Consider the following 15891-nt stretch of genomic DNA (forward strand, 5'->3'; position numbering starts at 1 on the left):
CGCCGCGAAATGAGTTCTCGTACAGGTATTCCCGCCCGTACAGCCATCGTCACTGGCGGCGCTTCCGGTATCGGCAGCGCGATCGCCCGCCGCCTGGCAGACGATGGTGCGCTGGTGGCGATCTTCGATCTCGACGGCGCCGAGGCCGCGGCCGCCGCGATCGAGACGACCGGTGGCCGGGCGATCGGTCGGTCTGTCGATGTGGCCGACCGCGCCGCCATCGATGCCGGTGTCGCCGAGGTCCGCGCCCGGCTGGGCAAGCCCACCATCCTGGTGAACAGCGCGGGGGTCACCATCGCCGGACCGTTCCTCGATATCACCGCCGAGATCTGGAACCGGGTGCTCGCGGTCAACCTCACCGGAACGTTCGACTGCTGCCAGGCGGTACTGCCGGACATGATCGACGAAGGCTGGGGGCGCATCGTCAATATCTCGTCGTCGAGCATGCACTCGGGTGTTCCCGGTATGGCGGCCTACGTATCGTCGAAGGCGGGCGTGGTCGGTCTGACCAAAGTACTGGCACTCGAATACGGCCGAAAAGGCATTACTGTCAACACGATTCCGCCCGGCTTCATCGAAACGCCCATGATGCGCGAGAGTCTGCGCCGAGGGGTGTTCGACCTGGACAAGCAAGTGGCCGCGACCCCGGTGGGCCGGATCGGCCAGCCCGAGGATATCGCCGCAACCTGCGCGTTCCTGGTGAGTGCCGAGGCCGGATACATCACCGGTCAGGTCATCGGCGTCAACGGTGGCCGCAATACCTGACCGACTCGAAAGGATTCGACGACTATGGCACGCATAGCACCGCTGCCCCGCGCGGAATGGTCGGAGGATATGACGGCGTTCATCGCCCGATTCCGCAATTCGGTCATCGGCGAGGAACCGGACGACAGTCACCAGAGCGGTACCAATCTGCTCGGCACATTGGCGGGCTATCCGGCCTTGACGAAGCCGTTCCTCAGCTTCAACCGGCACCTGCTTGCGGAGAACACGTTGTCGGCAAGGCAACGGGAGTTGGTCATCCTGCGCGTCGCGCATCTACGGCACTGTGCCTACGAATGGGCGCAGCACGCGATCCTCGCCGAACGGGCCGGTATTGCTGCCGAAGAGATCGCCCGCGTAGCGCAGGGAGGTCTTCGGGACTGGTCGCAGGGCGAGCGGGCGCTACTGGGCGCGACCGACGAATTGCTCGCCGACGGCACGATCGGCGAGGACACCTGGCACGTTCTCGTCGGCCAGTTCGACGACAAGCAGCTGATGGACCTGGTCTTCACGGTCGGCACCTACGCTTTGGTGGCCATGGCTTTGCGCTCGTTCGGCGTCGAGCCCGAAACCGAACTCCTCCCGCACCTCCCGAACGGCCACTGAATGCGAGCCATATGCTGAGCGACGAATTCGATACGCAGGTAGATACTGCCGCACCCGCGTGGAATCAGGCGGAACTACAACGCCTGATGGATGTGCAGACGTGCGGCGCGGGCCGATATCTGGCCCCGGCTCACGGTCCGACGGCCCGCGATGTGGTCGAAGCCGGACAAATGCTCGGCGACGCGGTGGTGGCCGCGGCCAAACATGCACCGCACCAACGCGTTACCTCGGCATCGATGATCTTCTCACGCGCTGCCGCACATACGGCCCCGCTCGATATCGAGGTCGATGCACTGCGATCCGGGCGCACCTTCACCACCGCGCAGGTCACCATCCGCCAGCACGAGTCGCCGCGCTGCGCCGGGGTCGTGCTGCTCGACGCCGGTGCGCCCGACCTGATTCGCTCGGCGGCCCCGATGCCGCAGGTCGATCCGCCGGATCGGCTGCGCCCACTCTCGATTCCGGGCACCGAGGTGGACGGCCGCGATATGCGGGTGGTAGACGACGCCTATGACCCGGATCCGAATCGGGTCGGCCCGCCGGAGTTGTTCGTCTGGACGCGATTTCGCGACGCACCGGAGCACGACTACCTGCACGCCGCGCTGCTGACCCAGTCCAGCACCCACTGGACGGTGGCCGCCGCGCTGCGCCCGCACGCGGGTTTCGGTGAGGCGATGGCGCACCGGTCGATCTCCACCGGAATCACGATGGCCACCATCACCTTCCACGACGAGCTCGACGTGACGCAGTGGCTGCTGTACGCCACCCGCGTCACCTACGCCGGGCGCGGCCACGCCCAGAGCGAGGGCCAGGTGTATACCGAAGAGGGGGCCGTGGTCGCCTCCTACAGCGTGCACGCGATGGTGCGTGGCCTCGAACCCCGCGCCACGAACTCCGACACACTGCTCTGACCCACAGGAGACCTCTTGGAGCCATCGGGCTATCTGGACCGGCCGGACTATCGCGTCGATATCCGACGCATCCGCAATCTGGTCCGAGTCACTTCCGGCGATCGGATTTTCGGCGAGTCGACCGCGAGTCTGCTTGTCGCGGAACAGGATCACGGCATCGTGTTCTATCTGCCCGCATCCGATGTGCGCTTCGACCTGCTCGTCCCCCACGAGCAGACCTCACGCTGTCCGTTCAAGGGCACCGCGCGGTACTGGCGCCCGGCCGATGGTCCGGATCCGATCGCCTGGGAATACGCCGAGCCCTATGCGGAGGTCGCGATATTGAGCGGCCACATCGGTTTCTATCAGGATCGGGTCCGCGTCGAGGTCGGCGTGGCGACCCCGGCGGTCAGCCGGTGATTCCCGGGCCGCGCGTCAGATGTGGTAGTCGTACCACCTGAGGTAACCACCGGCATCCACCCGCATCTGCATACCGGTCACGTAGCGTGATTCGTCCGATGCGAGGAATACCACCATCTCGCTGATGTCCTCCGGCTCCACATAGGGCACCGGCATCACCTGCTGCACCGGGAAGGCCACCTCGGCATCCGCGCGCGTGGGATTGTCCAGATCCGGACGGAACGCGCGATACATGGGCTCGCTGTGCAGCATCGGCGTATTGCAGTTGGTGGGGTGAATGACATTGGCACGGATCTTGCGTGGGCCGAACTGTGCCGCGAACTCGTGCATGTATTGGGACAGCAGGCGTTTGGACAGCGAGTAGGCGATACCGCCCGGATCGCTGCCGGGGACGTCCAGTTTCTTGGTTTCCATCAAGCCCGCGGTGGAGCCGGTCGCGATCACCGACGCGCCCTCCCGCAGATGCGGCAGTGCCGCCTGAACGGCGTTGATGGTGCCCATCAGATTGGTGGCGATCACGTCGCACCACGCCTGATCCTGCGGTTCACCCCGCATCCCGGCGATACCCGCCTGGGCGACCACGATGTCGAGCTTGCCGAATTCGGCGATACCGCGCTGGACTGCTCGACGCATCTGTTCGGGGTCCCGCACATCGGCCTGGATCGTCAGGATGCGCGCGCCCGCCTTCTGCACCAGCCGGGCGGTTTCGTCCAGATCTTCCGGTCGCGCCAAGGCGTATCGGATCGTCTCGATATCGCGACATAGATCGACCGCGACGATATCGGCGCCCTCCTCTGCCAGTCGCACCGCGTGACTTCGCCCTTGGCCGCGGGCCGCACCCGTGACGAATGCGACCTTGCCTGCAACACGCCCCATCTCGATTTCCCTTCGTACAGTTTCGATTTCGACCCCCGTCTGACTCATCAGCTTACGGAACGAATATTCGGTTCACAAACAAAAGAGCGTCCGCGATCAATTACCGAGATAGGCATCGACGAGTTCGACGAGTCCGGCCGTCACGGCGGGATCATCGCTGAGCGGACCGGCAATCGCCGCCAGTGCCGCGTCTCGCGGATCCAGTCCATCTGCGATGAGTCGGCCCGCCGTGACCAACACCCGGGTCGAGGCGACCTCGCGCAGGCCGACGCCCTCTGCGCGGCGGACGGCGTGACCTATCTGCACAAGTCGCGCGGCCGTCTGCGGATCGACACCCGCTTCGGCGGCGACGATCTTCTCCTCCACCTCTATCGGCGGAAAGCCGAGCTCGATAGCGACCATGCGCTGGCGCGTCGAATCCTTCAGATCCTTCAACACACTCTGGTATCCGGGGTTGTAGGACACTACGAGACAGAAACCCTCGGCGGCATCGAGCGTGACACCGAGCCGATCGATAGGGAGCTGTCGACGATGGTCGGCCAGCGGATGGAGCACAACCGTCGTGTCCTGTCTGGCTTCAACGATCTCGTCGAGGTAGCAGATCGCGCCCTCGCGTACGGCGCGCGTCAAAGGTCCGTCCACCCAACGGGTTTCACCACCGTGCAGCAGATAGCGGCCGACCAGATCGGCGGTGGTCAGGTCGTCGTGGCAGGCGACGGTGATCAGCGGCCGCCCGACGTCGTGTGCCATCGCCTCGACGAATCTCGTTTTCCCACAACCGGTCGGGCCCTTCAACATGACCGATAAACCCTGCCGGAATGCCGCTCGGAAGACCTGTTCCTCGGTACCGACCGGCAGATAGTAGGGACGTAGCGAAACTGTCATGGGGGTCTCCTCGAGATCGTCTGCTGTCGAAGGTCTGCCGCACGAATCGCGTCGCGGAGTAGTGGACCGATCACCGGCACCAGATCGTCCGGCCGTGGCACGGTCGCATGTGCTGCGGTTCCGAAGACCCGGCGAAGTGCGGCGAGCTCCGCATCGGCACCGATGCTCAGGCACAGACAACCTGTGCCGTGCGCGCGGGCCTCTGCCAAGGCACGCCGCGCGTCGGCCTCCGCGTACGGGCCTTCGTAACCGTGGTCGTAGGCGAATCCGTCGGAGAGCACGACCAATATGCGGCGAGTCGTCCCACCGGAGGTCTCCAACAGCGCTGTGCCATGCCGGATTACCGCACCGAGGCGGGTATACGCCCCCGGCACCAGCGCGCCGAGACGGCGCAGCGCGGGCAGATCGAGGCGATCGTCGAAACTCTTCACGCGCACCAGGCGGACGGCGGATCGTCCCTGGGAATAGAAGCCGTACAGTGCGACTCGATTGCCCAGACCGTCGAGCGCGGTGGTGAGCGATGCCGCCACGGCTCGTTGGAGTTCATGCACCGACGCCCCGCCGGCGCTCGGCATGGCCGTCGAACCCGAGATATCGAGCAGGACCAGGACCGCGAGATCATGTCCGCGCCGGACACTTTCGATATAGACCGCACCGTCGGGCGTCGTACCGGCCATGGCATCGACCCGCTCCTCGACGGCCGCGTCCACATCCAGATCGTCACCTTGCGGCCGTCGACGGCGGCGCTCCAGGCTCAGGCCCAGGCGGGCCAGCGGTCGATACAGTCCGGGACCGGTGACGAGGACCGGTGTGCCGAGATCGCGCGGATCCAACTCGGTCACGGTGCACCAGTCGCGCCGGTAGCGTCCGCGGCCCAGATCCCATTCCGGGTACGCGATACCGCGATGCCGGATCACCGGTAGCGCAGCACGCAGCGCGGCGGTACCGGTCGCCGGTCCGGCGCCGCGCAGACGCGCCGCGGCGACCCGCATGACTCGCGGCCGGTCCCCACCGGTGGCGCCGCCCTGCGATGTGCGACCGAATCCGATCACGCGCTCGAACAGCCTCGATAGTGCCCCTCGACCACCGACCAGGTCGATGCTCAACGATGGGGCTGCCGAATCGTCTTCGGTTTCGGATTCGGTCTTCCGGCGCGCGGTTTCATCGTCGACCGGGCGTTGTCCCAGAACCGCCGCACCCGAAGACTTTTCCGCCGCCATTATTAAGCTTTCCGAGTGGATGGCTCCGAAACTCGGAGGCGGATCGGGCAGTGGGTCGGCTTCACGAGCAAGGGCCAGCGATGCGGCCGCCGAACCGACGCGCCCGGCCAGATCGGCATCGATGATCGACTGCACCAGCCACGGCAGCGCGAACCTGTTGGCCGCCAAGGCCCGATGGCCCTCGATCGCCAGGTATCGCCGGGCGAGCGCGGGCCGACGGGCCAGTGGCCGAACGACTTCGGGCGCGAGGCTAGCGGCGGAGAGCAACGATGCCTGCACGGCGAGAGCCTTGATCTGCTCCCGGATCGTCGCGGCCGGATCGAGGTGGACGCGGGTACCGTCGGTCCAGGCCAGTTCGCCGACCTGCGCCGAGACCACCTCGAGTGGCCGACCGGCGATACCTGAAGCCAGCAATCCGAATCGATCCGGCTGTCCCTCTCGACCAGGGCCGACCGCAGTCATCCGATCCCCACGGCTAGTCCCGCCGCCGACTCGAATTCGGCAGGCCGAGCTCGCCGCTGACCTCAGCCATTGTTCGCTCCGCAGCGGCCGCCATCCGCGGGCGGGGTCACGGCGGGGCGTCCGGATTGCGCGCTCTCCCACCCCGACCAGATCCCGGCGGAATACAGGCCGGGCTGTCCGGCCTTCTCGTAGAAGCCTTGCGGGTCATACACTTTCGCCTCCGGGAACGGCCATGGACAGGCCACCGATGTGGCGACTCGCGTATCGCGAATGAGCGTGAACCCGGCGCCGTAGCAGAAGTAGGCGACGTTCACGATCACGAACATCACCATGAACGCACCCAGCACGGGCCTGCCGCGGAACAGTCGCACGCGCAGCGCCAATTTCTCGGCGACGGTACGACCGGTGTCGTCCCGATAGAGCAGCACGCCCGCCGGGATCATCACGACCGTGACGAGCGCCGACTCCCAGATCAGCGGAAACTGGTACGACTCACCGGTGAATACCGAACCGAACGGAATGACCTGCGAATAGATGTACAGCTGGGTCCGGACCAGAAAGCATTCCAGCAGTGCGTCGAAGACGAACCCGATAGCGAGAATCAAAGCGGCCAAGCAGATCAGCGGATGCCGCCAGATGAACGAGCCGGGCGCCCGGCGGGCCTGCATTCGCCGCAGCAGCCAGATGGCCGGGAAGAACGGTCCGAGATAGAAAGCCGCGTAACCGATCACGATGAACGGCTCGACCGTCGGCGACAGCGAGACCAGCGGCCAATGCACCGGCCAGTGCCACAGCTGCGGATTGTAGACGGCGTACGGGGCCCAATTCATGATCGGGTCCTGCCACACGATCGCCGTTGTCACCAGCACCATCAACAGCACCGGGTGGCGCGGATGGCGACGCCACATGACCACCACCACCGTGATCAGCGCGACCATCATGACGACGGTCCCGATCTCGTGCAGCGTGATCCAGTGGTCCCAGCCGAACAGCGGCGGCATCGGACGGGGCGCACCGCTCACGTCGGGGTTCGCGATGCGCGGATCGCCGGCGCCGCGCCTGGCGTTGGCGGCGATCAACCCGATCACGACGGCGACCACCGCCACCACCGCGACCGGCAGCCACCTGCGCGCCTGCCCCCCTGCGACCGGATCCGTTGTGCCGAGCGATGTTTCGCTCACTTCCGATTTCGACGATGTCATGGTTTCAGTCCTCACCGAATCGCGCGACGAGATGCGAATTCTGTCCATCCGGATCCAATTTGCGGGCGACGAGATAACCGGCGCCCATCCAGCCCCGCCGAGTCCACTTCCCGAAGGAGAGCCGGGTTCCGGGTGCACCCGCGGCCGCGGGCAGCATCTTCACCCGTTCCATGGCCTCCTTCACCCCGCGTGGCGACAGCGGATGAGCATCGGCGAACGCGTGCAGCAGCACGGTCGCTATATCCCGGTTCATCACCGGCACGCAATACTGCGGACGGCGTCCGTAGGCGGTCTCGTATTCGTCCAGGAACCGCTGGCCGACCGCATTTCCCTCGTCGTACTGGTCCACACCGGTCCAGCCGAGGAACGCCCGCCACAGGAGCGGATTGATCCAGGCATTCTGGAATGCGGTGCCCATGAAACGGGGCGGGTCCCAGTCGAGCGCGTGCAGCGCGGGCGTGACCATGGCCACGCCGAATCCGAAGCCGCAGTGCACAATTGCGCTCGCCTTGGCTTCCTGCAGTGTGCGCACCGCGACGCTGATGTCCTGGGCCGTCTGCGGGATCTGTGCCTCGGCCACGATCCGGATGCCCTGTTCCCGGCACGCGCGGCGAAAGTTCTTGACGTAGCTCTCGCCGACCAGTGACTGTTCGACGAGTGCGCCGACGTCGGCGTGTCCGCCCTTGGCCAGCAGATGCGCCCAGAACACCGGTTCATCGGTCATCGAGCCCTGTGGCAGCGCGAATGTCCACTCGCCGAGCCAATCGTCGGTCCCGGACACATTGATCGCCGGAACATGGAATCGCCGTTCGATCTCTTCGCGGGTTGGGACCGCATTGTCGGTGATGTGCGGTCCGAAGACCGCCAGGCAGCCCTCGTCGACGAGTTCGCCGTAGGCGTCGATCACCGCCTTCACCGTGCCCTTCGGCAGCCCCTCCACCTCGCGGAACACGATCTCGACGGCGCGGTCGATGATGCCCTGCCTGCGGCCCTGTTCGAAGACCAGATCGAATGGGCGGGTCAGATCCGCTCGCATCTCGGGCGGATAGCCCTCCGGGAGGCGGAAGTCGAACAGATAACCAAGTTTGATCGGCTCGGCAGTGCTTTCGTAGGCCACGTCACTCTCCGTCCGCGCGGCCATTCTCAGGCCGAACCTAAAATTCGTTCAGAATGTTACGTAGCGGTACCGATGCCGTCAACGCATCGATCGGGCCTGCCTGACGCCAATTCCCAAGCGTTACACCTGACCTGGCCGAACGGGCGCGATAGGCATCGGTGGCCGTTGACGCGACCATTCGACTCACTTACGCTGACCCGGAACGAATATTCGGTCAGATGTGAGGAGAAGCCGTGGACACCCCTGTTCGGACCACGACCGACAATGCGAATGCCGACCAGGATCGCCGCGCCGGCGACGACAGCGACTTCGAAGTGTTCGACGATGCCGTCGCGGGCGATGTCCGCGACCCGTACCCGGAGCTGGCCCGCGCCAGGCAAACCAATCCGGTGCAGCGCTTGGACACATCGAACATGCCGCACGCCGACGATCAGGCGGTGTTCTTCGTCTACGGCTACGACGACATACTCGAGGTGCTGCGCGACGGGGCGAGGTTCTCCTCCGGCCACATCATCGACATGCTGCTCGGCGACATCATGGGCAAGCACATCATGCTCGGAATGGACGATCCCGAACATCGCCGCTACCGCGGACTGGTATCGACCGCGTTCCGGCAGAAAGCGTTGGCGCGCTGGGAAACCGAACTCGTCGCCCCCATCGCCGACGAACTCATCGGTGGCTTCGCCGACCGCGGACGAGCCGAGCTGGTCAAGGAATTCACCTTCCCGTTCCCCACGCAGGTGATCGCGGGCATGCTCGGGCTGCCGCGCGCGGATTACAAGCAGTTCCAGCGCTGGTCCATCGCCATTCTCAGCTTCCACACCCAGCGCGAGCGGGCGGTGGCGGCCTCACAGGAGGTCAAGGAATACCTCGCCATAATTCTCGATGAACGGCGCCGGTCCCCGCGGGAGGATTTGATCAGCGATCTGGCCCGCGCCGAGCTGGACGGTGAGCGCCTGACCGACGAGGAGATCTTCTCGTTCCTGCGACTGCTGTTGCCCGCCGGTGTCGAGACGACCTACCGCTCCACCGGGAACATGCTGATGACACTGCTGTCGCGTCCGGCCGAACTCGAAGCGATCCGCGCCAATCGCGCGCTCGTGCCACGGGCGATCGAAGAGGTGCTGCGGTATGAGACCCCACTGCTGAACATCACTCGATTGGCCACCCAGGACACCGTGCTCTCAGGTGTTCCCATCCCGGCCGGCTCGACGGTCATGCTCATGCTCGCCGCGGCCAATCGGGACGAGAACCGCTGGCCGGACCCGGACCGCCTCGATATCGTCCGCGCCTCGCGGCCGCATATGTCGTTCGGTCAGGGCGCACATCTGTGCCTCGGAATTCACTTGGCGCGCACGGAAATGCGCGTGGCGCTCAACCGGTTGCTCGATCGCCTGCCCGATCTGCGCCTGGATCCGGCCGGCGACGACCCCCATATCCGCGGTCAGGTATTCCGCTCGCCCACCGCACTGCCAGTGCTGTTCGGGTAGGTCCGCGTGGACTTCTCCCTGCCCGCGCACGTCGAGGAATTTCGAGACGAGCTGCGCACCTGGTTGGCCGAACATTTGACCGATGACATCGTGGCGGCGAGCAAGCACATCGCCGACGATCCGGCCGCGTTCGAGGTCGTGCGCGACTGGAATCGCACCATGGCCGACGCCGGGTGGGGTGCGGTGTCCTGGCCGGAAGAGTACGGCGGTCGTGGGGCGGGCCCGCTGGAGCAGCTCGTCTATGTGGAAGAAACGGTGCGTGCTCGGGCTCCACTGCCCGTCAATATCATCGGCCTGAACAATATCGGCCCGGCGATCATGCACTACGGGACGCCGGAGCAAAAACGAATGCTGCTGCCGCGCATGGTCCGCGCGGACGACATCTGGTGCCAGGGCATGTCCGAACCCGACTCCGGCTCGGACCTCGCATCGCTGCGCACCCGCGCACTGCGGGTGGGCGAAGAGTTCGTGGTCACCGGTCAGAAGATCTGGACCTCGCTGGCCCAGCGCGCACACTGGTGCCAGCTGTTCGTCCGCACCGATCCCGCAGCACCCAAACACCAAGGCATTTCGTGCCTCATCGTGAATATGAGACGGCCCGGAATCCAAGTGCGGCCGCTGAAGACGCTCACCGGCGAGGCCGAATTCGCCGAGATATTCCTCGACGAGGTACGGGTGCCGCGCGCCGCGCTACTCGGTCCGGTGCACCAGGGCTGGCCGGTGGCCACCACCACGCTCGGCCACGAGCGGGCCAACGCCGCCCGGCTGTATTCGGAACTGGAGGTCCGCCTCGACGATCTCGTCGCCGACCTCGACAAGACCAGTGTCGACGGCCGCGCCCCCCTGGACGAACCGACCACCTTGCATCGGCTCGGGGAGGTCGCGGTACGGATCGCATTTCTCGAAGACCTTTGCCGCCGAGCGGTTTCGGCGGCGATGGCAGGCAACGACGCCATCGGTTCGGCCAGCCTCGCCAAGACCGTATGGGGCGAGCTGGGCCAAGATCTGGCCACGCTCGGTTTCGATGTGCTCGGTCCGCATGCCGCCGACGGCAAGTGGGCGAAAATGCGATTGGCCGCACGCGCGCTGACGATCGCGGGTGGCACCACCCAGATCAACAGAAACATCACCGCAACTCGCGGACTGGGGCTGCCGCACCGATGAACCTCGAATTCACCGAAGAGCAAGTGGCACTACGCGATCTGGTTCGTCGCTTCCTTTCCGAAAAGGCGTCGATCACCGAACATGTGCGCACGATGCTCGACCATCCCACCGGCACCACGCAGCCGCTCTGGCAAGGCCTGGCCGACCTCGGCGTAACCGGCCTGCTCGTCCCGCAGGATTACGGCGGCGCAGGCGCCGCCATGGTGGAAGCCGGAATCGTGCTCGAAGAAATGGGTCGCGCACTGGATCCGGGGCCGTGGCAATCCACCGCGGTCGCCGCGGCACGAACCCTGGCCCGGCTCGACGCGACCGAGCACGCCGCCGATGTGCTGGCAGGCATCGCCGACGGATCGGTGACGGCCACGGTCTGTCTGCCGCACGCACACGACGTCGTCGCGACTGCGCTCGGCACCGACTCGTCGGTGACCGCCACCTTCACCGCGGTACCCGACGCGGCGGCCGCGAACGTACTGCTGGTACCAGTCCCGACGGCAACGCACATATCGCTGTTCGCCGTCGAAATACCTTCGGCCGGAGTGGAAATCACGCCGCAACCCACCGTGGACCGGACCCGCAAGCAATTTCGGGTGACTCTGGTGAACACGCCCGCTCGACACCTCGGCAGCGCGCCGACGCCGGGCCTCGCGGCGGTGATCGACGACATTCTCATCGCATCGGCCGCCGACGCTCTCGGTGCGGCACAACGCATTCTGGAACTGAGCCTCGACCATGCCAGGACCCGTCAGCAATTCGGCCGCCCGATCGGCGCATTTCAAGCCGTTCAACACCTGTGCGTCGATATGTTCGAAACCGTCGAATTGGCTCGCGGCGGCGTGCTGCACGCGCTGTGGGCCGCCGATTTCGCATCGGACGAGCACCGGCACCTGGCGGCAATCCGGACCAAGGCCTTCGCGGGCCGGCTCGCGACCGTCGGCGAAACCGCGATCCAGATCTTCGGCGGCATCGGCTTCACCTGGGAACACGATGCCCATCTCTATCTGGGGCGGCTGCTGAGCTGGAGCGCGTTCCTCGGCGGACCCGACCGGTACCTGCGTGAGATCGGCGCGCACGTCGCTCGGGGGCGTCAACGCACCGCTACACCGCGCAGCACGGTATCGCGTGCGTGAATGAGCGCGGCGCGCTTGCCGATACGGCGGACGATGTTCTCGGGCATCCAGGTCAATTCGAGGACGCAGCGCGCGGTCAGCTCGGCCGCCGGGTTGACGAGGCGGATCTCTTCCTGTTCGGCACCGGTACCGAGCAGGGTCCGCAGCTGCCGAAGCACGGCAGGGAACGACATTCCGGGATTGCTCACCTCGGGCGGCGATTGACGTAGCCAGGTCAGTTGGATCTTGAACTCGTCGTTGAACCGGTCCACGACATTGATGTGCAGCCAGGCCAGCGCGTCGAGTTTCTGGACGGCGGTCGAATCGGAGCCGAGCGCGGCCTCCCAGCCCGCGAGGGTCTTCTTGGAAAACGAGCTCATGATCGAGGCGAGCAGTTCCTCTTTGGAGCCGACCGCCCGATAGACGGTCCCGATGCTCATGCCCGCGGCCGCGGCGATATCTCGGATCGTGGTGACTTCGTAGCCGCGGCGGCCGAATTCCGTACGCGCGACCTGGCGGATCAAAGCCACCTTGCTATCCGCATCGGTCTCGTCCGTCTCGTTCCACAGCCGCATGACTCGATCGACCGCGACCAAAGCATCCGACTTATCCAATTCGCCGTTTTCCGGCGACGCCGTGGCCACGCCGTACAGCAGGATCTCGCAGAACAGGTCGGCCACCCGGTCGACCGCCGTGTAGCGGTGGAACAAATACAGACCCACGTGCAGAAACGTCTGGCACATTCGATCGGCGAGCGTCACCAGATCGATACCCGGACGAATGAATCCGTTCGACCGCCCGGCGCGCAGCGTCTCCAGCACGGCGAATTCGATCGCCGTCGCACCACGGCTGGTCAATCGCACCAGCTCGAGTCCGGCGCCGGCCGACGGCTCATAGAAGGTGAACTGCAAGGCGGCACTGTTTCGGGCGGCACATTGTGCGATCGCCTTACCCAATTCGACGATATTGTCCGGGGTGAATCGGGAACCTTTCAGGTCCGCGAGGGCCGTCTCCGCCACGCGATCGATTTCGGCGTGATAGCGCTGAACCAACTCGACGACGATGGCTTCTTTCGAACCGAAATGGTGATAGAGACTCTGCGGTTTGATACCGCACGCATCCGCTATTTCCTGCAGCGAGGTGCGCAAGCCGGAGGATGCGAACAGGCGAGCGGCGGTCTCGAGAATTTCATCCTTTCGGCGGCCATCCGTCGACAACGCACCGACGCTCGTTTTCACCCCGTGCCCGACTCTCACTTGTCCGAGCCTACCGGACGATGATTCGGCCTCCTACTCCTGATCGGCTATGTCATCGGATGCCGTAATGGCAAGTGTCGGACAGGAAGCCACCGCCGCGCGGATGTCCGGCCAGGCCTTGTCGTCGGGTGCCGGATCGATGACTCTGGACAGGTCGTCGTCACCGACTTCGAACACGTTCGGCGCGATGGCCGCGCACAGCGCGTGCCCTTCGCATTTCTGCGGATCGACAGATATTTTCATACATCTCTCCATGCTCAGACGTACAAGCCGCCATTGACGCCGATGAGTTGTCCGGTTATGAAACCGGCCTGGTCGGAACACAGGAATTCACATGCGGCGGCCACATCCTCGGCGGTTCCGGTGCGGCGTACCGGCGTCACCGCGGCAATGGCCTCCAAACCGGGGAACCAGCCCGCCTTCGTCGCCTGGTGTGCCATGGGCGTGTCGATAATGGACGGCGGAATCGAGTTCACCGTAATGCCTTTCGGCGCCAACTCGGCGGACAATGCCTTAGTCAAGGCGATCACGCCACCTTTGGAGGCAATATAGTGAGCCATATTGGCGGCGCCGGATTGGGCGCTGGACGACGATATCGTGACAATCCGGCCCCAGCCTGCCGCGATCATATCCGGGACGACGGATTGAATGCAGGCGAAAGTGCCAGTGAGATTTACCGCGATGATCCTCTCCCACTGTGTTCTCGTGATGTCGGTAACCGGGGCGTGCTCCTGCACGCCTGCGCTGGTGACCATTATCTGCACGGGACCGAATTCTTTGCGGACGCTTCCGATCGCCTCGGCGACCGAATTTTCATCGGCGACGTCCACCGCGTAGGTCAATACCTCGATACCGACAAACCGCAATTCCGCGGCGACCTCACCGAGCGCCTCGACATCGCGGTCGAACAAAGCCATGCGGTGCGATCCTCGGGCCAATTGCCGGGCTACTGCCGCCCCGATCCCGGACCCGGCTCCGGTCACAATGGCAACTCGCTTCGCGGTGTCCTGTGTCATCACTGCTCCTCACCGATGCGAAATGCGATCAACCGATCGGGGTGAATTCCACATGCAATGCGCTGAGGCCGCGCAATATGTACGTCGGCTCATAGGTGTAGCGCCGGGCGTCGGCCGGACCGTGCTCGGATTCGGAAATCCTGATATCGCGCCAGCGCTGCAGGATCCGCTCGAAGCTGATGCGCGTCTCCATGCGGGCGAGCGGGCCGCCGGGACAGGTGTGGATGCCGCGTGCGAATGCGATGTGCTCGCGCGCGTTCGCACGGTCGTAGCGGAACTCGTGCGGATCCTCGAACCGGCTCGGTTCCCGGTTGGCGGCACCGGGCGCCACCATGACCATGGTGCCCGCCGGCAGGTCGACGCCGCCGAGTTTCGTTGTCGTGCGGGCCAATCGGAAATCGCACTTGACCGGGGCCTCCATCCGCAGGCACTCCTCGACGAAACCCGGAATGACCGAACTGTCCTCCCGCAATATCTGTTGCAGGTCCGGCCGTTCGGCGAGTATGCGCAGACCGGATGTCATCAGCTTGGCGGTGGTCTCCTGACCGGCGGCGAACAGGAAGGCGGCCAAATGGACGAGTTCGTCGACGGCAGGCAGTGCGCCGTCCGGGAATTTCGCAGAGGCCAAAGCAGTCAGCACGTCACCACTCGGGTTACGGCGGCGCTCCTCGATGTAGGACGTGAACCGGTCGGCGAGAAATTCGAGCGGATTGCCTACCAAGGCTTCGCTTTGGACGGCACCCGGCGGTGTCTGCGAAGCGAGTGCCCGGCGAAAGTCCGGATAGTCGCGTTCGGGTACACCGAGCAGATTCGCGATCACCAGCATGGCGAGCGGCTGTGCGTATTCGCGCAGGAATTCGAGTTCGGAGCGGGTGTCGAACTCATCGAGCAGCTGATCGGCCTGCCGCCACATGAATTCCTCGTTCTCCTTCAGCCGCCGCGGCGTGAACAGGGTTTTCAACAGGTCGCGTTGCGCAGTGTGCTCGGGCTGATCGAAGGTCACCATGTGCTCGTGCATGGGGAATTTCGCCCGATGCTGTTCGATCAGCGGCCCGATATCGTCACCGGCCGGCTCGAATGGCAGCGGCGGGAAGGGACCCGTCGGCGCGACGCAGCTCGAGAACACCTGATGGTTGCGGTACACCTCCACCGCCTCGTCGTAGCCGGTCACCGCGACGACGCCGTGGTGCGGCTCGCGAAAGACCGGACATTGCGCGCGCAACGCGTCGAAGTAGGGGTGCGGATCGACAACGGTCGACATGTCGGTGAAGAAATCGACTTCGTCGGACATGCTCACGGCAGGCTCCTAACGAGAAAAGCACCGCACGGCCCACCAGCCATAACGGGAGGACATCCCCGCCGGTCTACACCATGCTAACCAAGTGCTCAGCATTTGTTGCTGAGCACATGCTTAGCATG

The 15891-nt window shown here is 65.1% G+C and carries 16 protein-coding genes; 7 read left to right on the top strand and 9 right to left on the bottom strand.

From position 1 onward, the window contains the following. Positions 1-9 precede the first annotated feature (9 nt). The 4 genes from ACFYOW_RS08285 to ACFYOW_RS08300 are packed head-to-tail and all read left to right on the top strand — an operon-like array spanning position 10 to position 2678. Positions 10-765 carry an SDR family NAD(P)-dependent oxidoreductase gene (locus tag ACFYOW_RS08285; RefSeq protein ID WP_387285702.1) on the top strand — a complete coding sequence of 252 codons (756 nt, stop codon included), beginning with the start codon at positions 10-12 and terminating at the stop codon, positions 763-765. 24 nt (positions 766-789) lie between these two features. Next, entirely contained in the window at positions 790-1368 is a 579-nt protein-coding gene (locus tag ACFYOW_RS08290; protein WP_387285704.1) for a carboxymuconolactone decarboxylase family protein, read from the top strand. An 11-nt stretch (positions 1369-1379) separates the two neighbouring features. Further along, positions 1380-2279 carry an acyl-CoA thioesterase gene (locus ACFYOW_RS08295; RefSeq protein WP_387285706.1) on the top strand — a complete coding sequence of 300 codons (900 nt, stop codon included), beginning with the start codon at positions 1380-1382 and terminating at the stop codon, positions 2277-2279. 15 nt (positions 2280-2294) lie between these two features. Next, entirely contained in the window at positions 2295-2678 is a 384-nt protein-coding gene (locus tag ACFYOW_RS08300) for a DUF427 domain-containing protein (RefSeq protein ID WP_387285708.1), read from the top strand. Between the two features lie 15 nt (positions 2679-2693). Here the strand turns inward: ACFYOW_RS08300 and ACFYOW_RS08305 are convergent, their stop codons facing one another. From ACFYOW_RS08305 to ACFYOW_RS08325, 5 genes are all read right to left on the bottom strand, one after another. Further along, positions 2694-3554, bottom strand: coding sequence for a mycofactocin-coupled SDR family oxidoreductase (locus tag ACFYOW_RS08305; protein WP_387285710.1), 861 nt, complete (start codon positions 3552-3554; stop codon positions 2694-2696). Positions 3555-3650: 96 nt separating this feature from the next. Continuing rightward, positions 3651-4439: a CbbQ/NirQ/NorQ/GpvN family protein gene (locus ACFYOW_RS08310; RefSeq protein WP_387285712.1), complete on the bottom strand. Its 789-nt coding sequence runs from the start codon at positions 4437-4439 to the stop codon at positions 3651-3653. After that, positions 4436-6121: a nitric oxide reductase activation protein NorD gene (locus ACFYOW_RS08315; RefSeq protein WP_387285714.1), complete on the bottom strand. Its 1686-nt coding sequence runs from the start codon at positions 6119-6121 to the stop codon at positions 4436-4438. Before ACFYOW_RS08315 ends, ACFYOW_RS08310 begins: the two co-directional genes overlap by 4 nt. A 62-nt stretch (positions 6122-6183) precedes the next feature. Next, the gene (locus tag ACFYOW_RS08320; protein WP_387285716.1) at positions 6184-7323 is read right to left on the bottom strand and encodes a spirocyclase AveC family protein; all 1140 of its coding nucleotides are present in this window, start codon (positions 7321-7323) and stop codon (positions 6184-6186) included. A 4-nt stretch (positions 7324-7327) separates the two neighbouring features. Then, positions 7328-8440, bottom strand: a complete 1113-nt coding sequence (locus tag ACFYOW_RS08325; protein ID WP_387285718.1) for an ABC transporter substrate-binding protein — start codon at positions 8438-8440, stop codon at positions 7328-7330. Between the two features lie 314 nt (positions 8441-8754). On the opposite strand from ACFYOW_RS08325, the gene ACFYOW_RS08330 reads away from it, so the two are divergent. From ACFYOW_RS08330 to ACFYOW_RS08340, 3 genes are read left to right on the top strand one after another with little or no spacing between them, the layout of a single operon-like run. Then, positions 8755-9930: a cytochrome P450 gene (locus ACFYOW_RS08330; protein ID WP_387286077.1), complete on the top strand. Its 1176-nt coding sequence runs from the start codon at positions 8755-8757 to the stop codon at positions 9928-9930. Positions 9931-9936: 6 nt separating this feature from the next. Beyond that, positions 9937-11094 (top strand): acyl-CoA dehydrogenase family protein, encoded by a 1158-nt coding sequence (locus tag ACFYOW_RS08335; RefSeq protein WP_387285720.1) that lies wholly within the window; start codon positions 9937-9939, stop codon positions 11092-11094. Then, positions 11091-12221, top strand: coding sequence for an acyl-CoA dehydrogenase family protein (locus tag ACFYOW_RS08340; RefSeq protein WP_387285722.1), 1131 nt, complete (start codon positions 11091-11093; stop codon positions 12219-12221). The genes ACFYOW_RS08335 and ACFYOW_RS08340 overlap by 4 nt, the downstream gene beginning before the upstream one ends. Here ACFYOW_RS08340 and ACFYOW_RS08345 read toward each other — a convergent pair. The 4 genes from ACFYOW_RS08345 to ACFYOW_RS08360 are packed head-to-tail and all read right to left on the bottom strand — an operon-like array spanning position 12179 to position 15769. After that, a complete protein-coding gene (locus ACFYOW_RS08345) occupies positions 12179-13456 on the bottom strand; it encodes a TetR/AcrR family transcriptional regulator (RefSeq protein WP_387285724.1) in 1278 nt (425 codons plus the stop codon). The two genes, ACFYOW_RS08340 and ACFYOW_RS08345, sit on opposite strands and share 43 nt — an antisense overlap. A gap of 33 nt (positions 13457-13489) precedes the next feature. Further along, positions 13490-13699 carry a ferredoxin gene (locus tag ACFYOW_RS08350; RefSeq protein WP_387285726.1) on the bottom strand — a complete coding sequence of 70 codons (210 nt, stop codon included), beginning with the start codon at positions 13697-13699 and terminating at the stop codon, positions 13490-13492. Positions 13700-13713: 14 nt separating this feature from the next. Then, positions 13714-14472 (bottom strand): SDR family NAD(P)-dependent oxidoreductase, encoded by a 759-nt coding sequence (locus ACFYOW_RS08355; protein ID WP_387285728.1) that lies wholly within the window; start codon positions 14470-14472, stop codon positions 13714-13716. 28 nt (positions 14473-14500) lie between these two features. Further along, positions 14501-15769 (bottom strand): cytochrome P450, encoded by a 1269-nt coding sequence (locus ACFYOW_RS08360; RefSeq protein WP_387285730.1) that lies wholly within the window; start codon positions 15767-15769, stop codon positions 14501-14503. Positions 15770-15891 lie beyond the last annotated feature (122 nt).

This window comes from Nocardia sp. NPDC006982, from assembly GCF_042869435.1.
GTDB lineage: Bacteria > Actinomycetota > Actinomycetes > Mycobacteriales > Mycobacteriaceae > Nocardia.